General features: G+C 59.8%; 17 protein-coding genes and 2 pseudogenes. 8 read left to right on the top strand and 11 right to left on the bottom strand.

The window, feature by feature from the left end; genetic code table 11:
• Nucleotides 1–18: 18 nt before the first annotated feature.
• Together BO1_RS61085 and BO1_RS60590 are read left to right on the top strand one after the other, a co-directional pair.
• Nucleotides 19–568, top strand: a pseudogene (locus BO1_RS61085) (integrase); the annotation flags it as partial.
• On the top strand, nucleotides 548–979 hold the full coding sequence (locus BO1_RS60590) for a hypothetical protein (protein ID WP_174490593.1): 432 nt from the start codon (nucleotides 548–550) through the stop codon (nucleotides 977–979). The pseudogene BO1_RS61085 and the gene BO1_RS60590, both read left to right, overlap by 21 nt.
• Before the next feature lie 433 nt (nucleotides 980–1,412).
• Here BO1_RS60590 and BO1_RS60180 read toward each other — a convergent pair whose 3' ends face one another.
• The 6 genes from BO1_RS60180 to manD form a co-directional block, all read right to left on the bottom strand.
• Nucleotides 1,413–1,940, bottom strand: a complete 528-nt coding sequence (locus BO1_RS60180) for a hypothetical protein (RefSeq protein WP_167338335.1) — start codon at nucleotides 1,938–1,940, stop codon at nucleotides 1,413–1,415.
• A 510-nt stretch (nucleotides 1,941–2,450) separates the two neighbouring features.
• Nucleotides 2,451–3,263 (bottom strand): SDR family NAD(P)-dependent oxidoreductase, encoded by an 813-nt coding sequence (locus BO1_RS11970; protein ID WP_218002800.1) that lies wholly within the window; start codon nucleotides 3,261–3,263, stop codon nucleotides 2,451–2,453.
• Entirely contained in the window at nucleotides 3,253–4,266 is a 1,014-nt protein-coding gene (locus tag BO1_RS11965; RefSeq protein WP_052409431.1) for an ABC transporter permease, read from the bottom strand. Before BO1_RS11965 ends, BO1_RS11970 begins: the two co-directional genes overlap by 11 nt.
• A 1-nt stretch (nucleotide 4,267) precedes the next feature.
• A complete protein-coding gene (locus BO1_RS11960) occupies nucleotides 4,268–5,812 on the bottom strand; it encodes a sugar ABC transporter ATP-binding protein (RefSeq protein WP_084687894.1) in 1,545 nt (514 codons plus the stop codon).
• A gap of 78 nt (nucleotides 5,813–5,890) precedes the next feature.
• Nucleotides 5,891–6,853 carry a substrate-binding domain-containing protein gene (locus BO1_RS11955; protein WP_167338334.1) on the bottom strand — a complete coding sequence of 321 codons (963 nt, stop codon included), beginning with the start codon at nucleotides 6,851–6,853 and terminating at the stop codon, nucleotides 5,891–5,893.
• An 82-nt stretch (nucleotides 6,854–6,935) separates the two neighbouring features.
• Nucleotides 6,936–8,144 (bottom strand): D-mannonate dehydratase ManD, encoded by a 1,209-nt coding sequence (gene manD / locus BO1_RS11950; RefSeq protein ID WP_028217762.1) that lies wholly within the window; start codon nucleotides 8,142–8,144, stop codon nucleotides 6,936–6,938.
• A gap of 663 nt (nucleotides 8,145–8,807) precedes the next feature.
• Between manD and BO1_RS11945 the strand changes: the two genes are divergently transcribed.
• The 3 genes from BO1_RS11945 to BO1_RS61760 all read left to right on the top strand — a co-directional run bounded on the left by BO1_RS11945 (nucleotide 8,808) and on the right by BO1_RS61760 (nucleotide 10,895).
• Nucleotides 8,808–9,641 (top strand): GntR family transcriptional regulator, encoded by an 834-nt coding sequence (locus BO1_RS11945; RefSeq protein WP_028217761.1) that lies wholly within the window; start codon nucleotides 8,808–8,810, stop codon nucleotides 9,639–9,641.
• Between the two features lie 607 nt (nucleotides 9,642–10,248).
• Nucleotides 10,249–10,452, top strand: a complete 204-nt coding sequence (locus tag BO1_RS11940; RefSeq protein WP_028217760.1) for a hypothetical protein — start codon at nucleotides 10,249–10,251, stop codon at nucleotides 10,450–10,452.
• 311 nt (nucleotides 10,453–10,763) lie between these two features.
• Entirely contained in the window at nucleotides 10,764–10,895 is a 132-nt protein-coding gene (locus BO1_RS61760) for a hypothetical protein (RefSeq protein ID WP_281179180.1), read from the top strand.
• A gap of 292 nt (nucleotides 10,896–11,187) precedes the next feature.
• On the opposite strand, the gene BO1_RS11925 is transcribed toward BO1_RS61760, so the two are convergent.
• A complete protein-coding gene (locus tag BO1_RS11925) occupies nucleotides 11,188–12,615 on the bottom strand; it encodes a pyridoxal phosphate-dependent decarboxylase family protein (RefSeq protein WP_028217759.1) in 1,428 nt (475 codons plus the stop codon).
• Nucleotides 12,616–13,141: 526 nt separating this feature from the next.
• On the opposite strand from BO1_RS11925, the gene BO1_RS11920 reads away from it, so the two are divergent.
• From BO1_RS11920 to BO1_RS11910, 3 genes and pseudogenes are all read left to right on the top strand, one after another.
• The gene (locus tag BO1_RS11920; RefSeq protein ID WP_028217758.1) at nucleotides 13,142–13,618 is read left to right on the top strand and encodes a hypothetical protein; all 477 of its coding nucleotides are present in this window, start codon (nucleotides 13,142–13,144) and stop codon (nucleotides 13,616–13,618) included.
• Nucleotides 13,569–13,898: pseudogene (locus tag BO1_RS57365) on the top strand (IS110 family transposase); the annotation flags it as partial. The gene BO1_RS11920 and the pseudogene BO1_RS57365, both read left to right, overlap by 50 nt.
• Nucleotides 13,899–15,345: 1,447 nt before the next feature.
• A complete protein-coding gene (locus BO1_RS11910; RefSeq protein ID WP_028217756.1) occupies nucleotides 15,346–16,452 on the top strand; it encodes an aromatic ring-hydroxylating oxygenase subunit alpha in 1,107 nt (368 codons plus the stop codon).
• A 788-nt stretch (nucleotides 16,453–17,240) separates the two neighbouring features.
• Here BO1_RS11910 and BO1_RS11905 read toward each other — a convergent pair.
• From BO1_RS11905 to BO1_RS11890, 4 genes are all read right to left on the bottom strand, one after another.
• A complete protein-coding gene (locus BO1_RS11905; RefSeq protein WP_028217755.1) occupies nucleotides 17,241–17,453 on the bottom strand; it encodes a hypothetical protein in 213 nt (70 codons plus the stop codon).
• Nucleotides 17,454–17,908: 455 nt separating this feature from the next.
• On the bottom strand, nucleotides 17,909–18,337 hold the full coding sequence (locus BO1_RS59020; protein ID WP_156992222.1) for a hypothetical protein: 429 nt from the start codon (nucleotides 18,335–18,337) through the stop codon (nucleotides 17,909–17,911).
• Between the two features lie 176 nt (nucleotides 18,338–18,513).
• A complete protein-coding gene (locus BO1_RS11895; protein ID WP_028217753.1) occupies nucleotides 18,514–19,302 on the bottom strand; it encodes a DUF2182 domain-containing protein in 789 nt (262 codons plus the stop codon).
• A gap of 33 nt (nucleotides 19,303–19,335) precedes the next feature.
• Complete coding sequence (locus BO1_RS11890) at nucleotides 19,336–19,938, bottom strand: DUF1326 domain-containing protein (protein ID WP_028217752.1); 603 nt, start codon at nucleotides 19,936–19,938, stop codon at nucleotides 19,336–19,338.
• Nucleotides 19,939–20,155: the final 217 nt, after the last annotated feature.

Here is a 20,155-nt window from a genome sequence, read left to right as displayed (position 1 = left end):
CCAGCGGCAACTTCGCGAATAGCTCTTGACGTCGGCAGCGCGCGGCGCGTGCCATGGACCAAGGGAAAGCTGACCGGCCAGAAGCCACCGCTGAAACTCAGTGAGATCTGTGCGATTCGTATCCGTTTTCAGCTCGCGGGCAGCACGCAGGACCTGGCACTGTTCAATCTGGCGATCGACAGCAAGCTTCGGGCGTGCGATCTCACGAGGCTGCGAGTCTCGGACGTTTGCCACGGCTCGCGCGTGGCGGTGCGAGCAACCGTCATGCAGCAGATGACGCGGCGGCCGTTCCAGTTCTAGATCACGGAGCAGACAGGTGCGAGCGTGGAAGCGTGGATCAAGGCGGCAACTCTTGCGTCGGGTGACTACCTGTTTCCGAGCCGGATCCACGGCTCGCCGCAAGTGTCGACACGCCAGTACGGCCGGCTGGCACATCGCATTACAAGGCATAATCAGGAAGGGCACATATCGTGCTCTATTGCCAGCAGTCAATAGGCTCGAGAGCACAGTTCGATACCTGGGTATCGAGGGCGACGACGCGCTGGAGATGGTGGAGCAAACCAACGTTGAAGCAGCAACGCCGGTCGGCGCGCGGACGCTGTCCGGCCCAGAACGGTCCGTCGGCGTCGATGCCCAGATCATCGACAAGCCTGTTCATCTTCCCGCAGAATACGATAGAAGTCAGGTCGAAGGCCCTGCCCTAATGGCTGTGGCTACCCGACCGGTCGCCCGTCCACGATGTGATGTGTCTCAGAGGAAAATTGTGATCGCAAGCAGCCCGGAACATGTGGTGGAGTTATTGGATCGAACGTTCAATACTCGCGACATTGATACCGTCATGGGCTTCTATGAAGATGGGGCTGTCGTCGTCACTGGGCCCGGGAAGAACAGTCCGCGGACGATCACAGCTACGCAGTTTTTTCGAACGTGCGATGAAATCGGGTGCGTCAGCCAGGCAGCTCAAAACCCACGTTTTTGAAGCAGATGGGTTTGCACTGTTCCTGTCCCGATGGACTCTGGAGTACAAGGAGTCGAATTGGGAAGTTCCCACGAGGGAAGTCGTCGCAACGACAGTCCTGCGCGAGCAGCCCGGCGGCGGATGGAAAGCTCTTATCGATAATTCATTAGGACCACTTGTGCTCGATTCCTGAAGTTGCCAGCTCTGTCACGAACAAGTCTTGACTTCAACTCCCCAGGCAGCCACCGATAGACCCGCTGTTCATTGGTTGGCGAATGGCCGCTTTGGAGTGACGTAAATGTCCCATCAGGGAAGAAATATACCCTTCGCATACCTTTGTCACTGCCGAGCTGGCAAACTAGAATCATGAGACTGCTCTCGGCCATCTACGCACGTTCGACATCGAGTCCCGGATCGCTGCCAAACCTGTCGAATCGCCCACCAATGCGGCAGGTCATGAGAAATATGGCGCGATGGAGAGCGATGTGGGCTCGCTCGCCGTACTGACGCCGAGCCGATAGTCGATCACGAGGGGTACCTCCGGGCGCAATGATAAGGACGTGGGTATGGCACGCGCGGATATGGCATTTGCGCCGACGCTTGCTGACACGCCAAGGTCGAAAGCGGCACATACCGGTTCGACGCCCAGCGCGTAGTGCCGACCGTTCCACGGCCAGTTTCTGCGCCCGGCATTGCTGATCCACAGCACATACGACGGCAACTGGCGCGGGTCCCAGCGCAGGCTGAAGCGGTAAGCCTCGTCGAGGTTCGTGACGTCTACCTGCCCGTCGCTACCACATAACTGCACGAGCGATTCCGAAGACTCCGCAAGCGGTAAGGTTCGCAGGTCGACTGCACCGCCATCCCGACGCGGCACGGCGGCGAGGTCCGCGAATTCCCGCGCGGACGCCACCACGTCCCTGCCAGGCTCGACCTCTTCCGGGTAGGTCAGCCCAAACGCGAAGGTGCCGGGATTGATCACAAGCCCCCCCGGGCGCGCGGGCATACGCAATGTCGGATGCAATCCGACAGGCAGCGCGCAAGGCCGCCGGACGCGCACAATCAAGCGGCAGTCAATGCCGGGCTCACCATCTATTCCGCTAACATGCCGCTCCAAAGATGCAACTGGGCCTGCAGTGGCGCAGTGATAACGTACTCGCACTCGGGACGGGTCCTCGCCGTTGTCGATGCGATGCCATCGATTGTGTGCGGCTTCGCCATGAATAGGCGGGTCCCACTCCGCATCGACCGGCCCGGAACCTTGCCCAAAGGGTACACAGGGCCATTCGCCGCGTCCGCGTGAAATCAGTCCCGTCAATACGGGTTGTTCAGGCGGCGGCGTTTCGTCGGCCCATGGAAACACAGCGAAAGGCTGCACTTCGCGATCATCTGGCAAACGGAAATGCACGGGGCCGAGCATCCCCCCCACAGCTTCCACCCAACCACGACCGTGAGACCACACCAAGGGCCAGACATTCGTCATAGATACGCCTCAGATACCCAGCGCAGCCAACAGACCGCCGTCGACGACAAAGTCGGCGCCGTTGCAATAGCTACCGCGTGGCCCGACGAGAAAGGCAATCAGTTCTGCAATTTCCTCGGGCATGGCGACGCGCCGCAGCGGTACGGATTCTCCGAAGCGCTCGTAGGCCGCGTCCAGTGCTTCCTCCGGTCGAAACCTGGTGGCCGCCATTTGCAGCATGGGCGTGGCCACGGGTCCCGGGCTGACAGTATTGGCGCGAACCCCTTGTGGTCCGAAGTCGACCGCCAGCGTGCGCGCAAAGGCGAGCAACGCGCCCTTTGTCGTTGCGTACGCACTGACATTGGGTTGACACGCCGAGCCCTGATTAGACGCCACATTGACGATCGCCCCACCGCGCGCGGACAGCAGATGCGCCACGCCGTGGTGTGCGAGCAGATAGGCGCTCTTCAGATTAACGGCGATAGTGCGATCCCACACGGCTTCGGCCGTGGTCTGGGCGTCGCCGTACGGATGCATCGCCACCGAATTGACGAGGACATGCAGTCCCTCGCCGAATCGTACTGCCTGCTGCACGGCTTCGGCCACTGCGGCACCGTCGCTGGCATCGCCCGTCACCGCTTGCAGTTTCAGCCCGTCCGTCTGCGCCTGTTTGACGGCTTCCGCGTTAGCCTTCGCATCGTGGCTCAGAATCGTCACGGCGGCACCACGCCACGCTAGAAGTCTGGCGCTGGCGAGGCCGATACCCGTGCTTCCGCCCGCAACAAGCGCAGAGCGCCCGGCGAATTCACGCGACAAATCATGACTAAGGAATTCATTGCTCACGATGCTTCTCCAACACGGAATTCAACAGGACCGCGCCCAGAATCAATAGTGCCCGGACCACGTACTGCCAATATTCGCTGACGTTCATCAGCGTCATCCCGTTGATGATGATGCCGAGGAACATGACACCGATCAACGTGCCCCAGATCTGACCGCGCCCGCCGAAGAGGCTGGTTCCCCCGATGATCACCGATGAGATCACGTCGAGCTCCCAGCCGCGAGCTGCGGCCGCGTTGCCGGCCATGGTTTGCGATGACACCAGGATACCGCTCAGGGCAGTCAGTACGGACGTGATGACCAGTGCAGCGGTCTTCACGCGCCAGATGCGGATGCCGGAAAGATGGGCCGCTTCCATGTTGCCGCCCACCGCATACACCGCACGGCCGAACGTGGTGTGCTTCATCAGCATGTGGGTTGCCACAAAAATCACGACAAAGAAAAAGACGGGCACGGGTATGCCGAGCAGATAGCCACTTCCCAGAAAGCCATACCAGTCCGGAAACGGGGTCAACGGAAAGCCGCTGGTGAGCAGGTTGGCGACGCCGAAGAGCCCCGTCAGCAGAGCCAATGACGATATGAAGGTTGGCACGCGCGTGTATTGACGCAGCAATCCCGACATTAGCGCTGTGCAGCTCAACGCGGTTACGGCGAGGACGCACCCCAGCAGGACCGAGATCACGTTGCCGAGCGAATCGGAAAATCGCTGGACGATCAGCGCCACGACGCACCCCGCAAACGCTACACCTGAACCCACGCTCAGGTCGATCTCGCCAGAGATGATCACTATCGTCATGCCGAACGCAATGATGCCTTGCAACGTGGCGTTTCGCAAAACGTTAAGCTGGTTCTCCAACGTAAAGAAGTTAGGCGCAGCCCAGATCAGAGTCACATACAGGAGGACGAGTACCGCCTCCATCGGACGAGACTTGAGCCTGTCTATGACAACTTCATTCAGCCTTTCTTTCAGGCCGCGTGCCGGCTTTTCCATGACAACTCGGTTCACTTTATTTCTCCATACACGCTGCGTATAGCGCTTTAGCGTCAGTGGTAGACGGATCTAGCTCACACTGGATGCGTCCATCACGCAGTACCAGGATGCGGTCGCAGACTTCCAGCAGTTCCTCCAGTTCAGTCGACACGACGATCGACGAAAGACCGCGTTCGGCCTGTTCCCAGATGATCTGGAAAATCTGCTGCTTTGCCGCGACGTCGACGCCGCGAGAGGGTTCGTCGAAAAGCAGCACGGTGGGTCCGGCGTTAAGCCAGTTACCGATCACCACCTTTTGCTGGTTACCTCCCGAAAGCGAGGACACGGGTTTGTCAGCACTGGAGACCTTGATGTGCAGGTCGCGGATGTTCTTGTCGACAAAAGGCTGTTCGATCTTCCTGCTGATCCACCCCTTGGGGGCAATGCGCCGAAGGCCCGCGAGGCAGAGGTTGTCGCGTATGCTGGCAAATTGCACCAGACCATCTTCCTTGCGGTTCTCAGACGTGTAACCCAGGCCGAGGGCCTTCATCTTTTGCGGCGTCGGATTTTTGACCGGTTGGCCGTTGAGGACGATGCTGCCCGAAGCCGATGGCAACAGCCCGTAGATTGCGCGCAGCAACTCGGTGCGACCTGAACCCAGCATCCCGGCAATACCCAGTACCTCGCCCTTGTGTAACGTGAAACTCACATCGTGCAGCTTGGGGGGCAGGCTAACGTGTTCGACGCTGAGCACCGTGTGGCGGCTGCGGCACGGGGCGCTGGTTCGACGCGCGAATTCGGTCTCGCCGAACATCATATCCAGAATGACTTTTGGTTTCGCTTCGGTGATAGGCACGCTGCCGATGTGACGGCTATCGCGGATCACAGTCACGGTATCGGCGATCATCTCAAGTTCGGCGAGCCGGTGCGAGATGTAGATCATCGTCACGCCCTGGCTGCGCAGACGTCGCATCACCTGAAAGAGATGATCGACCTCGCTGCTAGCGAGCGCCGAAGTGGGTTCGTCGAGCAACAGGATGTCCGGCTCGTTGGACATCGCCTTCACGATCTCCACGACCTGTTGTTGGCCCACGCTGAGTCGCCGCACCGGCGTAGCGGGGTCGATGTCCAGCCCCATCGATTCGAGTAGCGCGCTCGCCTGGCGGTGGGTCGCGGCCCAGTCCACGCGGCCCCCGGCACGAGTTGTTGGTAGTCGCCCGAGATAGATGTTCTCGGCGACGCTCAACTCCCGTATCAGGCTAAGTTCCTGGAATACCGTGGCGATACCCGCTCGTAAGGCATCTTGCGGATTTCCGAAATCAACCGTATTTCCACCGACCCCAATCTGCCCACTGGTGGGTTGGATTGCGCCGGCCAGCAATTTGATGAACGTGCTCTTGCCTGAGCCGTTCTTGCCGATCAATGCATGTACTTGCGCGGGCGCGAAATCGTGGCTAAAGGAGTCGAGCGCGGTGATCGACCCATAGCGCTTGCTCAGGCTCCGCAACGACAGCGCCGACGACGGTGGCGCGCCAGAATGGGCTTGCAATCCAGACCGGGAAGCGTCAGGTTGTGTGTACATCGAGTTGTCTCCGCATCTCCCTGCCGTCGCAATACGATCGGCAGGGACAAGAATCGCACCGAAAACAGCGTAGTCCGGTCAGTACTTTTTGACCTCGGCGAGGAAGCTCGTAACCTGCTCCGGCTGCTGGCGAGCCAGCAGCTTGACGGGCACGACCTCGTCCTTCTGCGCGGGTGTCTTCTTGTTTGCAAGCGTGATGGCCGCCTCAACTGCATCCTTGCCTACGAGGTAGGGCTGCTGCGCGGCCACCGCCTGCAGGATGCCATCTTGACTCAGCACGGCTTTCGCTGTCTGCTCAGTACCGTCGATGCCGAAGACCACAATCTTGCCTGCCTTTCCGGCATTCTTGACTGCCTGCACTGCACCCACCGTGCCGCCTTCGTTGGCTGCGAAGATAATCTGCACATCCGGGTTCGCCGTGATGATGTCACCAACTACCGCTACGGCTTTCTCCGCTAACCACGCGTCCTGCTGGGCAACCACATCCACCTGCGGCTTGATCTGGTCCAGGAAACCGTTGACGCGCGCATCGCTTTGCTCTGGCAACTGGGACTTGAATGCGATCGTCGCTATCTTCATTCTGGTACCCGGCTGCGCATGTTTCAGGATGTACTGGCTCGCGTCCTTCCCGACACTGAGACCCAGGTCACGATCGCTGCTCATGACAGATGCCTGGGCCAGATCACCCCCTACCGAAGTACCGTAAGTGACGACCGTGATACCTTTTGCGCGAGCCTTCTGAATGGCGTTCATCGACCCTTTGGCGCTGAGCGGTGCGATTACAATCGCGTCCACTCCACGTGCAATGTACGTGTCGATGAGTTGCGACTCCTTCTCCAGCTTGTTGTCGCTGTTGGCCTCCAGCAGTTCGGCGCCGGCTGCTTTCGCCGCGTCGCGCATACCGACCTGCACGGTCCGGAAATACTGATCCTGCTGGAACACGATGCCAGCGATGACCAGTTGCTTCGCCTGCGCGGCGCCGGCGGAAATCAGGCCTGCGGCCAGCACGGACAGAGCAACCGCTTTCTTGATGTGTTGCATGATTATCTCCTCTCTCTTATGGTGATACGACGTGAAAACAATGGTCCGGGCGGTGAAGTCACCACAGAACAAAAGTGAATCGTTACCAGTTCCACAAGGTGCCGTCTTCCAGGCGCGCGACCGGCAAATATGCGGGGGTATACGGGTAGCGCGCAGCGAGCGCTTCGTCAATGTCGACACCATGCCCTGGCGCGTCGCCCGGATGCATCATCCCTCGCTCAAAGCGCCATGCATGCGGAAAGACTTCAAGCGCCGCCTCAGGAAAACCCATGTACTCCTGCACGCCGAAATTCGGAGCCCACAGATCGAAATGCAACGCTGCACCCATGCAAACGGGCGACAGGTCCGACGGGCCGTGGCAACCGGTGCGCACCTGGCAGAGCGACGCGAAATCCGCGATGCGCCGCAAATGCGTGATCCCACCGGCATGCGTGAGCGTTGCGCGGATGTAGTCGATCAGTTGCTCTTCGATTAGCTGCTTGCAGTCCCAGATACTGTTGAACACTTCACCGACGGCAATCGGTGTCACCGTATGCTCGCGGATGAGGCGAAACGCCGCCTGGTTTTCCGCTGGCGTGGGGTCTTCCATCCAGAACAAACGGTATGGTTCGACCGATTTGCCTAGACGCGCCGCCTCGATCGGGGTCAAGCGATGATGAACGTCATGCAGCAAGTGCGTATCGAAGCCGAATTTGGCACGCACCGCCTCGAATAGCTTTGGCACAAAGTCGAGATACTTCTCAGAAGACCAACTGTGCTCTTCAACCGTACCTTTGGTCGCCGGTTCGTACATGCCATTGTCTTTGGGCACGCCGTACACGGAACGCACGTTCGGGACACCACACTGGACACGGATCGCCTTATAGCCCATTTCCACGTGCTCCGCGTAGCGGTCGAGCGCTTCCGGGATATCGTGTCCCGTCGCGTGTCCGTACACCATCACGCCATCCCGCGACGCGCCGCCCAGCAACCGGTATAACGGCATTCCGGTAACTTTGCCAAGGATGTCCCACAGCGCCACGTCGACGGCGGCAATCGCCGTCATCGTCACGGGCCCACGGCGCCAGTACGCGCCTTTATAGAGGTACTGCCAGATATCCTCGATGCACCCGGCATCCCGGCCAATCAATGTCGGGCAAACATGATCCTTCAGGTAGGAAGCAACGGCGAGTTCGCGGCCGTTCAGTGTTGCGTCGCCGATGCCATATACGCCCTCGTCAGTGACGATCTTCAACGTGACGAAATTCCGCCCCGGACAGGTGACGATCACATCGGCGCGAACGATCTTCATGAATCCATCCTTGCAAAATCGGTGACAACCATGCGCTGCGGCGGAGCGCAACGCACGGCTCGATGCACAGGGCGACGACTGCGCAGACGACGCCATGTACGTTTTAGACATACTACCATACAAGTATAATTTTGATCCTATCCAGGGATTACACTGAGATTGCTGATATTCCGCTTGTCGATGCTCATCGGAACCTTCAGCCACGCAGGGTTGTGGGCAGTCTCAGCTTGAGGACAAAGGGGGACGCAAACCGGTACGATGTCGCCAGGCTGACAGTGCGGTTTTAGTGCAAGCCAGGGGCGGATCATGCTGAAGCCTGGCTGGAACGCAGCGTGTGGATGGCCGACTGGAAACTCCTCATCCATCGCTGCCGGTCAGGAGTTGGTGGCGGTGGCTGTGTGTCCGCTTATCGGCTCTTGCGCTGGCTGTCATGTGCACCGTTCTGGCATCGGCTAACTTCGAGGCTACCGCTAAAAGAACACTCTCTTGACGCTGCAGAACGCCCTGCTCCGGCCATAGCGCTTCGACGCAGGTTCACTCGTGCGCAACACGAGCCGTCCAACGATGGCAAAATATGAAAGACGAATGGTAGTATGGCGATGTATGTTCGACTGCAATCTGGTCGAATCATCTGCCGCATAGCGTCTACACCCGACTAACCGTATGCCAAAGAACGCCTCTCGCAACTCAGTATCCGTTACCACCGTTGAACCTGCCGTGGCTGCGCCGCGCGCAAGAAGGCGGGTGGGGCTTGCTGCTGTGTCGCGCGCCGCGTTGCCGGATCTAACGGCGCAGATATCGATCGAATCACATGAGTCGATCGGCAGGCAGATTTTCCGGGCGCTGCGCGAAGCGATCTTCGCTGGACAGATAATGCCGGGTATGCCGCTCTCGGAGAAGGAAGTCTCGGACATGTTTCAGGTCTCCCGACAACCTGTGCGTGAGGCCTTCATCAAGCTGGTCGAGACGGGCGTGTTACAGGTGTTGCCGCAGCGCGGCACGTTGGTCAAGAAGATATCCCCGCGCAAGGTGCGGGAAGGGCGATTCATCCGTGAAGCAATCGAAACGGCGGTCGCCCGCAAGGCCGCCGAGTCAATCACCGACGCGCAATTGCAGGTGCTGGCCGATAATCTCCGCGACCAGAAGCTTGCGGCAAAGGTGAACGATACGGCTGCATTTCTCGCGCTGGACGAAGCATTCCATTTCTCGATCGCGCAGTCTATCGATTGCACGGCGGCGTGGGAGACGATCCAGGACATCAAGGCGCAGATGGACCGTGTCCGCTACCTGAGCCTGCCGGATGTATCCCCGCTCTCCCTGCTGATCAAGCAGCACGCGGAGATCCTGTCCGCGCTGCGTTCTCACGATCCAGGTGCCGCAGAGGAAGCAATGCGCCAGCATCTGCGGGAAGTCCTCGTTTCTCTCGGGCCGATTGCTGCACGCTACCCGGACTGGTTCGAGGCGGACGAGCCTGAGCGGGTACCGCTTTCCAACTGATCGGAAACGTTCCTTGATCTCCGCGCGTTGCCGCGGGATTCGTTTACCTGGAGCGTGTCACACCCGGTGACATCCAGACGGGATCGGCACGACGATCAACGCGCACATAAGGCAACAGACGTTCCTGTATCGTCACGCACCGATGCGCCGAATGTCCCTTTTCGAGGAAGACGAAGGTTCCGCTCAGGGTCGACGGACCCATTTGCTTTCGCACCGGACCGACGCGCTGTCGTCAGCGCGTCCGTTGATCACCGACGCTGCAGGCATCCCACTCACCGCCAGGTCACGTAGTCTGACTACTTTTGACATTCCAGCCCGACTGTCACCGGCGGGGCTGCGCGCGGCCGCCACGCATAACCCGCCCGTGTGTCGTGCCGCAACCCGGAGACAGATGGAGAATTTTGGATGGCGAGGTGCGTCCCGTGCGGTGTTGCGTGCCGGACGCCTGACTGAACATTATTGACCTTCAGGGCAGGCGCTCGCAGTGCTCATGGCTCGCTTGCACCACTGCGGACCACGCGCTGGTCAGCGACCTGCTTCCACAGGCTTGCTGCGACGGCGCATCTGTATCAAGATCAAGTCGCCTCATCAGGAACAAGCGACTCCCATGACAGACGATCTCGATCCTGATTCCGATCCCGACAAACTGAAAGGCCCCGGCGGCATGACGTTGCGGCAGATCCACGAACAGGTCCAGAAGAGCGTCGAGCGCGACCGCCAAGCGCAGGCTGCGCACAACCCGGCCGCTCCGCCGCAACGCCGGTGGCAGCGGTGGGTGCGCTATGTCTGGGGCCGCAGCGGACGTCGCTAGCGACGGTTTGATAAGGGATGCGCCGGTCGCCAGCAGGTTTCTCAGGAATTGAGCCGTATCGCCACTCAGCGCCGTTTCGCTCCAGCCGACCCGAAATTTGAACACCTGTAGGCCAGCAATATTGCTGGCGGCCAGTCGTCAACCCATGCGGTTGGCCGCGATTGCCCGTTCGGGAGCATATGTGAATAGCCGAACCTGACCAGCCGCTGCATCGTCGGCGATCGGCGGCTCGCGACCCGTTAGAGTCCCAATGCCCGGACGTGGATGGGCTGTGCTGGGTTTCCCGCCAGCACGACGAAGAGCGCTCGCTGATGCTTTTCGGGGACCGCGTGAGGAGTGCCGACCTCAAGCAGGTGGCTGGACCGACGAACCTGCTCACCGATGCGGCCACCTACGTCGCGCTGAGCGACCTCGCGTTCCGCATGCACGTCACGCTCGCGTGATCGACCCGACGGTCGCCGCGTACAGCGTGGCGTTGCTCCCCGAGTGGCCCAAAGAAAACCCCTCCCATCCGACGTCGGCGGTGTTGGTCTGGCACGCCCCTTCGCCAGGGTTGTGCATCGCGTCGATGATCAATGGCTGCGGCCGCAAACGAGGAACCGTCTTCCGCTAGTATCTGCTCGCGCCCAGCGATGTTTCCAAGTCTGATTTTTTATCAAGGAATCATCTCACTAAAGATGCCATCACTGTTTTGTTTCTATAATCGCCTATTTCGCGGAGTCGCAACTAAATCAATTAATCGCGCCACCCTATTTGCTCCAAAGCCCGAGCGACTGCCGCGATTGCACGCGCCACATCCTGTGAATCGGTTTGCCAACTGCAGACGGACACCCGCATGCAACGCATGCCGCGCCAGGTGGTATTGCTGAAAAATGCTTCACCGCCTTTAGCGACTGCCTCGGCGATCGCGTCGGTATAGTTGTCGTGATCACTTTGTTTGGCGTTAGGGTGCGGATCGAGAAAACGGACCAGTCCTTGATTGACACCAGGCTCCCAAATCAATTCGGCACCGGGCAACGCAGCAATTCCCATGACCAGATCATGAGCTGATTCGCAGCATGCATCGATTAGCGTCGCCACGCCTTGTCTGCCCAATTGCCGCAAGGCGGCATATGCTGCAAAGCCACGCCCGCGGCGAGACCACTCGGGATTCCAGTCCTTTTGTTCACGGACTTCGTCGTTGTGCGTTATATAGCTCGCCTCATATGACATGGCCTCACGATGGGAATCTGGGTGCGCCACAAACGCAAAACCACTGTCATAAGGCACGTTCAACCACTTATGACCATCAGTGGCCCACGAGTCGGCCTGTTCTACTCCGACCAGGAAATGCCGATAGCGCGGGCTTGCATTGGCCCACAACCCGAACGCACCATCAACGTGCACCCACGCGCCGTAGCGATGCGCCAGCGGAATCAATTCAGCAAAACTATCGTAGGCACCGATGTTAAGGTCCCCCGCTTGCAGCAACACAATGGTCCGTACGTCCGGCGCCTCCTGCAATGCCCGCTCCAGCGTCGCTGTCTCCAGTTGTCCAGCATGATTGGTAGGCAGACCAACGACCACCTGCGTTCCCATCCCCAACAGGCGGGTTGCGCGCGTAATACTGCCGTGAAATTGGTCGCTGCTCAAAATGCGAATCGGCGGCGCGCCAAACAAACCATCACGTTCTACTTGCCAGCCACACCGTGTCAGCAACGCATTGCGAGCTGCTGCCAACGCTGTAACATGCGCCATCTGACAACCACTGGTTAAGGCGAAACTCGCTTGCGCGGGCAAACCAAGCAAGTCTTTTAACCATGTGCCACACGCCTCTTCGACAATGGCCTCTGCCGGCCCGCAAGAGTATGAAGCCGCATTTTGATCCCATGCGCTGGTTAGCCAGTCAGCCGCCAATGCTGCAGGCAAGGAACCGCTTATAACCCAGCCGTAAAAACGCCCACCCGCATTACCCATGATGCCGCCGGCCGTATCGGCGACCAATTCATCGATCACCTTTTCTGGAGCCAGACCATCGAAATTTAACGGCTTACACAAACGCTCACGCAGGTTCTGCGCGCTTGCACTTGCGGCGACGGGACTATGCTTCAAATTTTCCAGATATTGAAGCGCATGCTTTAGTGCGTGTTCAAGAGCTGGACGGAACGGGGATGCCTCGGTCATTTCTATCTCTCTTTCATGTCAAATCTGCTGCAGGATATCTTTCGAATGAGTCAACGACTGCTAATTCGGTATATGAACCCACAGGGTGCTGAAGCGAAGTTCATTCGTTACCGTCCCATCTAGATGTCTTCCGCAATCAGGACGGCTATGCTCGAAAATTCAGTGAGTCAGCGACCGACGATGGTCTTGTTGGTGTACTTTTTCCCTCATCTGGAAGTCCTCACAGATAACTGGGGCAGCGTCACCGGCATCGCCCGATCGTCTGAGCAGAATGATAAGCCGCGAGCCGCCTCGCAAAACTCCGATTCTTGCTGCGTGATTTCAGTCTGCAGCACGGCCGGCGGGTTGGTTGGGCGCCTATAGAACCGACCAGCGCAGGTTCTTATTCACGAAACTGCGGCCGTGGTCCCGGACAAGCCGCGCAGCCAGCACTTCCGTACGGATGTGTTGGCCGACGCGCCAGAACGGGAAGATTAGTTTGGCACTGCACGTGACGTAGTCGCTGACGGCAAAGTAGCACCGAGCGATGCGCGTTCGGGACGATACGCCGAAGAATCGCAGATTGGTGCGCCGCAATATCGAGGTCTGGGAGTACCCGCGCGGGCACATCGAATTGCGGGCTGACGGAAAAATGGAGCTGTACCGCGAGTATGACCGCCTCACGGAGGTAGACCTGGGCACTGTGGCCGAACACAAGCGCCCGGCACACGCGCTTCAGACACGGCGCGATGACCGGTGCGCGCCGGGCTCGCCCTCGCGCGCGCACCGGAGCATCGAGGTGCGCACGGTCAAAGACCTCTCGCGCATCCGACACCTCAATCTCCTGCGCGAGGCTAAGGAGCATTGCAACTTCCTGATTGCAGGGGTAGCGGCAAACGACGCGCTGGCGAATCGCGAGGAGGTGAATCCGGAACGAACTGGACTTCCACGCGGCCTTCAGGAGGACGATTGTCTGGATCTACCGTGCACTGCAGGCACGCGGCATCGAATGCTACGTCGTTGATCCGGCCAGCATTCCGGTCGAACGCCACAAGCGGCGCGCGAAGACTGACCGGCTGGATGCGATCAAGCTGGTGATCAACCTGCGCGCCTGGCTACGCGTCGAGCGCGACCGGATGCACGTGTTGCACGTGCCTTCGCTGCAAGATGAAGCGTCGCGCCAGCTGATGCGCGATCGCGGCCAATTGCAGAAGGAAGTGCTGCAGCACCGCGACCGGATGCGCAAACTGCTCGTCACGCCCGGCTGCCGGGATGAAGTGGATCACAAGCACTTCGCTGAACGGGAGGTAACGGTCTGTCAGGCAGCTACGCAAGCACAAAGGGCCTGAAGTGAACATGCCCGCCGGATCCCCAGATTGCTAATACAACCGATTCATGTAAATGGGGCGCGTTCCCGGTTGATGATTCCGGCGTACGGACCGTCGGGGGGCTGTACCAGTGAGTGTGTTGTAGCGCACGTTTTTGTCTCGTTGTTGAAAGGTAAGGCGGTGATGCTGTGTTAATAGCTTTCACGAATAACGGAGCGCAGTAAATGCGCTATTCGGCGTTAATGATTTGACGACCGTCTTTGCGCAAGCATCACTCGGTCCGATACCCGAATACGTAGTAGCCCCAAGAAATCGTTTGTCTGCAATGCGGTACCGCTGGACTGTTGTTGATCCCCCCTTTAATTCAATCAGGAGAATATGATGCGCAAGCTATTACCCCTATGCGCTGTAGCAGCATTGATGTCTGCCTCCACTGCGTTTGCTCAGCCATCAACCACGGTCTCTCCACCCATCATTGTTCACCCCGTAGGACCAACGCCAGCACCTGGGCCAGTCGTGCCTCCGAATCCACCATCCCCGCCAATCAGCTGTTGCAAGCCAATTCCAGTTGATCCTCATCCCGTTGGGCCAACTGAACCGATCAATCCAGGTGGCCCCATTCGCACACTGAGCAGCAGTAGTTCAAGCAGCTCGTGAACACATGATGTGGCACGCGTTCAAGGAAAAACCGAGCGGTTACATTTGGTCGGTGACCACCAGCAAATCTGGGGTTCCCTCGGCTTTTCGCCTTCAAGTGGTCCGGGCTTATGCAGCCGTATGCTGATCGCAGCGGCCGATCATCTGCGCGCGACGCGCCGCGCGCCGCGTTGCTGATCGGCCAAAGCCTGGGCAGTGCCGCCGTGCCGCAATGTGCGTTTCCATCTTCATCATGCAGGCCATACAGGAACGCAGGCGTCGGTACGACGGACGTGTCGATGTACGCGCGCAGGTGCGCGCAATAGTCGACGGTCTGCTTCGGATACACCCGCAATATTAGCGCGTAGGCGCGGTGCCATAACGTGTATATGCACTAGCGTACATTCCGCGTCGGAAAGTCATCCGTAAACGCCAGTGGTGGCTCTTCATGTTTACTTTCCTATGGTGAAGTAGATTTCCATTTCCTGAATTCCATTAAGGCTTGTATCACGGCCTTGCGATACAACTTCAAGGACCAGGAGTCACGAAACGGTTTGATTTTGGAATCTGATGCCTTGAAGTCCACCTGCACCCGGCAATCGACGAGTATCAGTCCAGCGGCCCGCCGCCGCGCGACCTCCCGCGATGAGCCGGCCGTCATGCAAGACATCTGTGCCGGGAGCTTCGATTCGACCCGATTTCGCGTAGACTGTGCCAGATCCCCGGTCGCCAATGCTTGCGCTTGTGGCGACGGTCGAAGCTCCCGTTATGCAAGGAGGCGTTACGCATGCACGCAGTGCCTTTGCTGGATAGCAGTGCCATCGACCCGCCCGCAAGCGCGCCCGTGCGCGACCTGCGCCGTGTCCCCATCCATCCCGATCATTGGTATCCGCTGGCGTGGTCGCGCGAGGTCAGGCGGGGCAAAGCCGTCGGCGTGCAATTCGCCGGCAATCCGATCGTGCTGGTGCGTACCGGGTCCGGTACGATATTCGCACTGGAAGATCGTTGCGCACACCGGCAGGTGCCGCTGCACGCGGGCGTGGTGGAAGGTGAGTCCATCCGGTGCGGCTATCACGGCTGGACTTATGACTGCACCGGCCACTGCGTCGATGTGCCATACCTCGGGCGTGAGCGCCTGCCCAACGGCGTGCGCGCCTATCCCTGCCGCGAGGTGCACGGCCTGATCTTTGTCTTCCCCGGCAATGTGGAGCTTGCCAACGAACGGCCACTGCCTTGTCTGCCATCGGTGGCAGACAAGGCGTACAAGACGCGCCGCTTTGGCCGCGAGGTCAAGTGTCACTACTCTTTCATGCACGAAAACCTGATGGACATGAACCATCAGTTCCTGCACCGGCGGCAGATGGGGCAGATCCGTGCGCGCTCGCTGGGCCGCCGTCGCGGCGAGGATTGGGTGGAGGTGGACTATACGTTCGCGCGGGAAGGCAAGCAGCCTGCAGGCGAGGCGCTGGTGTTTGGCGCCAGCAAGACGGACGGCGACCGGGACAACAAGGACGTGATGACGGTGCGCACCGGCTATCCGTACCAGACGCTCCAGATCCGCTCGGACGACGGCACGTTAGTGATGGACCTGTGGATCGTCTACGTGCCGCTGGATGCGGCGCAGCGCACCAACCGGACGTTTGGCCTGCTTTCCATCCGCAGGCCCGGCATCCCGTTTGCACTGGACCTGGCGTGGCCGCTGCTGGTCTGGTTCACGGAACGCATCTTCAAGGAGGACCGCTGGATCGTCGAGCGCGAGCAGGAGGCCCACGACAGGCAGGGTGCCGACTGGAACCACGAGGTGTTCCCTGTCATCAACGAATTGCGAGACCTGTTGCGCAACTGCGGCAGCCGCACCGTGATCCCGATTCGCGAGGTGGGCGACACGGCCTGACAGAGACGCCGCGCCGCAAACGCGTCGATCAGCGGCCGGCGCGTGTGGTGCGCTACCGAAGCGAGTCGAAACCGTAGCCCGTACCAGCATGGCAAGGGAGGCGATGGCAGTTGTACTTCGATGCTGTTGAAAATGGTCATTGATCGTCGATCCGCCAATCACGTCGACATACGCAACAAGCTATCGGGTCCGCTAGTCGAGTTGCGCGAGACTTTCGGCGGTTCACACAGGCAATGCCATCGGAGAGCATGGTTATCGTGAGGACCTCGATGCTGTTGTCGGCGCCGATGGAGTCGGACACACGGCCCTCTCACGCCAGACGCAAACGGTGCGATACTCGCCTATCGTGGGATGCCGCGTCGATACGAGGATACACCCGCAAACTGTTATTCGACTGCCTCTACCTATTCAAATCCCATCGCGGAACAATTCCCAAAATTCAAGGGTTTTACGGAGCTATCGTTCGAACGGTCGCTCATTATTCAGTTGTCCAACGCAACTGATTGGGCATCCGGTCAGCTGCATAAAGTTTGAGGTCGCTACTCAAAGCGCTAATAAAAGGTGGCGAATGTTGATAAGCCGACAAAAACAAGAACGACTTACACCAGCCAGAGCATCCAACCCCGCCATCGACACGCCCCCGCTTTGGCCATGCCGCGCGCCAACAGCGACGACGGTCATCATGTTTCGGAAGTTTTCGAAGATTGCCCTCGTGGCTGCTTCGTCACACACGAACTTGTCAATGAAGTCGAATGGTCCCTAAACTTGCACGGCGAAGGCCGGTTCGACTATTTTGATCGTGGGTGACGCTCGAGCCAGTCGGCTGAATCGCTTTCGATCCAGTCACGCGCTTCGCCTTCGCTGACGAACGGAGGAGCGCCGGTATTCAGGTCGTGGATCTCTTCCTGGACGCCGTCAGGCCACGTCACTCGAACGTAGTATCCGCTTCCGTCTTTGATCGGCACAGGTTGGAGCGTGGGTTTGACGATGGAATTGGACATCGCAGGTTCTCCGGGGCGTGGCCGATGTACGGAATCATAGCAGGCCGGCCATCCGTATTCCCTGGGTGAAGCTGATTGAGCCGGGGTGGATACATGAGAGGATAACGATCCGAGAGCCTTGATTGTAGCCCTTGTGCGGGCGCAGCCGGCCGCGTCGGGCGGCTATCGTTATGGCTTATTGGATGCCTGCCATCGGCCGCAGGAATGTGCATGCCTCCGCACATATCGGCAGGCGTCGAATAACCCGATAACGCTTACGGAAGTTCGGCACCACAAGCGGGAAAGCGAATCGCTGGTACGCGACAATCGTTCGGGTGCGGCCAAGAAGCGCCGTTCGCCAGCACCGTCGCCACTCAGACATTCCGGTGTCGATTCCGCTCAAACCGTCCTTTCAACTCGCGACGGTGAACTGCCCCTTGCCGGCCGAGGTTCGAGTATTGGCTTTTGTGTGGTCGCTAGCCCGCGTCGAAGGTGACCAGTTCCTCCCGCCAGTATTCGACCGCAGCTCCGCCTCTTTTTCTGTAACGGGCGAATTCCATCGAGAGATAGCGTGGCACCTTGTCGGGCGCGATCCAGTAAGTCACGGTGCGGCGTCCGTGGTTATCGATCCGCCAGCCCTCGGCCCGCACGCAGAACGCGTCAAACGTTCCCGCGCCGATCGTAATCTTCTCGCGCGATACGACCCGGAACGTTAACTCGAAGGTAGCCATCTCGCCGGACGGCGACGTGCGATCGTAGCGCGTCTTCCAGGCGGCGGGACGAAATAGAAGGCATCCTCGAGCGACGTGCTTTCCCGTACAGTCAGACGAACTGCGGACTCCATCCGGTGTGACGCCGACGGGCAGTGCAAACTGGCCCGTCGCGCGGCGTTGACGCCGGAACATGCGCCGAAACCGTCCTTCACCAGCGGCACGCCTGGCGGAGCCGGCGCCGAACGGCCTGCTGCGATGCGGGAGAGACGCACATAGATGAGGATCGGGCACGGCGCGTTGCAGAGGCCGCACGCAAACGACTCGGCATTGCCCACGCCTGCGTGCGGCCTCGCAGGCGGCGCGACCGCTTAAAGGCTCCCGGCAACGATCAGCGCAGACCAGCCGAGCAGCCCGACAGCCACTGGCACACGGATGCGCGGGCCCCACGGCCAGGTCTTTTCCGCGGCCATCACCGCCGCGAGTGCGAGCATCCAGCCGAGGTTCGCGCTACCGACGGCAAACATCAGCAGCATGAGCGCCCAGCAGCAGCCGATGCAGTACAGGCCATGATGAAAGCCAATCGCGAAGCTGGCCAGTCGCTCCCGCTCGCCGTGCCAGTGCATCGTAATGAACGTCATGGGCGAGCGGCACCGGTCGAGACAGCGTCTCTTCAATGCAGTCAGCTGATAGCCCCCCGCCGTCGCCAGGATCGCTGCGCCCGGGACCCACGGATGCAGCGTCAGCCAGGTGAGCTGGCCCGCCAGGCCATGAAGTGTCTCATTGGCCACGTGGGCGGCCACGCCGAACTGCGTCCATGCAATGAAATAGCCGGCCAGCAGGAGTGCCATCAGCTGTACGCGGTTCTCCCGTGCACGAACCAGGCGAAGGAATAGCTGAAGCAGCGGCACCATCGTGACCAGCATCATCGCGGTCAACATCAGAAACCAGGCCACGAGATGGAACGCCATCGCGGCGACGTATGACGATCCGCTCAGCGCCCTGCACAGGTGCGCCACCCACATCTGCCCCAGCCAGCCCTGGTCGCCCCAACCGGGCGCATAGGTGCTGTTGTTCCACCCCCACAGCGTCAGCCACGAGACAAGCGTCACCAGCAACACGACAGGCGTCACGCGGTCCGCACGGATAGTCGGGGGCATCGCATCGATCCGGGATGTTCGGCCTCAGGCTGGCTACGCGTGAAAGGTGAAATGGCCCTGCGTCGCGTTATGGCCACTCAGGTTCAGATCGACATTCAACCCCGGATTTCTCATCCGGTATGCGCTCGCCTTGCTGATGATGGCGGGCGAACAGGGCGTCGTCGCCACCGGATTGCCGACCAGCACCGCGGGCGAGCCGCCGGGGTTCCAGTAGGGCTCCATTTCCGCATGAATGTCGCCGTGAACGTCCAGCGTGCCCTTGCCGCCCTTGAGTTCGAACGTGATGGGCGCACGCTCGATTGAAACAATCTTTCCATACAACTGTGCGAAGTCGGCAAGCGGACCGCCGCGCTCGCCGCGGTAGGCACTCGAAAGCGCTTCGAACTGGGCATCGGTCGCACGCTCGTCGATGTACAGGGCCACCTGCCAGTTTCCTTTCAGAATATTCCCGGGTATGTACGTGGCGATCGCAACGGTCAACCCCGAAACATCGATGTCGTCGATCCTGCCACTGTCGAAGTGATGCGCGAGGGCGGCGCAACACGAGCCGTTGTCGGCGTCTTCGCCAATGCAGCACGGGCACAGCACATTACAGTTACAGACCTCCAGAACGCTGCCTTGCAGTTGGTAGCTCATGCCTTTCTCCCATTCACAGCCACGTCGGCCCTGAGGACAGCCTGCCCCAGTACCCCACGGACAATGCCTTTCGAGCATAGTCCACGTGACGCCGGATACAAGACGTCGCCAGGACGTCACGCTGCGGCTTCGGCGCGGGCAAGCGCTATCGTCAGACGCAACGGGTCTGCCCGGACAACGTCCCTTCAAGGATGCATACACTGGATCCCCCGCCGCC

It is taken from the genome of Paraburkholderia oxyphila NBRC 105797 (assembly GCF_000685075.1).
Taxonomy (GTDB): domain Bacteria; phylum Pseudomonadota; class Gammaproteobacteria; order Burkholderiales; family Burkholderiaceae; genus Paraburkholderia; species Paraburkholderia oxyphila.
This window is presented reverse-complemented; position numbering and strand designations above follow the sequence as displayed.

Bases quoted from the DNA above. Each gene is read 5' to 3' on its own strand.
- BO1_RS11925 (WP_028217759.1), bottom strand. From the start codon at position 12,615: ATGACCGAGGCATCCCCGTTCCGTCCAGCTCTTGAACACGCACTAAAG.
- BO1_RS61760 (WP_281179180.1), top strand. From the start codon at position 10,764: ATGCTTTTCGGGGACCGCGTGAGGAGTGCCGACCTCAAGCAGGTGGCT.
- BO1_RS11890 (WP_028217752.1), bottom strand. From the start codon at position 19,938: ATGAGCTACCAACTGCAAGGCAGCGTTCTGGAGGTCTGTAACTGTAAT.
- BO1_RS11945 (WP_028217761.1), top strand. From the start codon at position 8,808: ATGCCAAAGAACGCCTCTCGCAACTCAGTATCCGTTACCACCGTTGAA.
- BO1_RS60590 (WP_174490593.1), top strand. From the start codon at position 548: ATGGTGGAGCAAACCAACGTTGAAGCAGCAACGCCGGTCGGCGCGCGG.
- BO1_RS11910 (WP_028217756.1), top strand. From the start codon at position 15,346: ATGCACGCAGTGCCTTTGCTGGATAGCAGTGCCATCGACCCGCCCGCA.
- BO1_RS59020 (WP_156992222.1), bottom strand. From the start codon at position 18,337: ATGTTCCGGCGTCAACGCCGCGCGACGGGCCAGTTTGCACTGCCCGTC.
- BO1_RS11940 (WP_028217760.1), top strand. From the start codon at position 10,249: ATGACAGACGATCTCGATCCTGATTCCGATCCCGACAAACTGAAAGGC.
- BO1_RS11960 (WP_084687894.1), bottom strand. From the start codon at position 5,812: ATGTACACACAACCTGACGCTTCCCGGTCTGGATTGCAAGCCCATTCT.
- BO1_RS11905 (WP_028217755.1), bottom strand. From the start codon at position 17,453: ATGTCCAATTCCATCGTCAAACCCACGCTCCAACCTGTGCCGATCAAA.
- BO1_RS11955 (WP_167338334.1), bottom strand. From the start codon at position 6,853: ATGCAACACATCAAGAAAGCGGTTGCTCTGTCCGTGCTGGCCGCAGGC.
- BO1_RS11895 (WP_028217753.1), bottom strand. From the start codon at position 19,302: ATGCCCCCGACTATCCGTGCGGACCGCGTGACGCCTGTCGTGTTGCTG.
- manD (WP_028217762.1), bottom strand. From the start codon at position 8,144: ATGAAGATCGTTCGCGCCGATGTGATCGTCACCTGTCCGGGGCGGAAT.
- BO1_RS11920 (WP_028217758.1), top strand. From the start codon at position 13,142: ATGCGCGTTCGGGACGATACGCCGAAGAATCGCAGATTGGTGCGCCGC.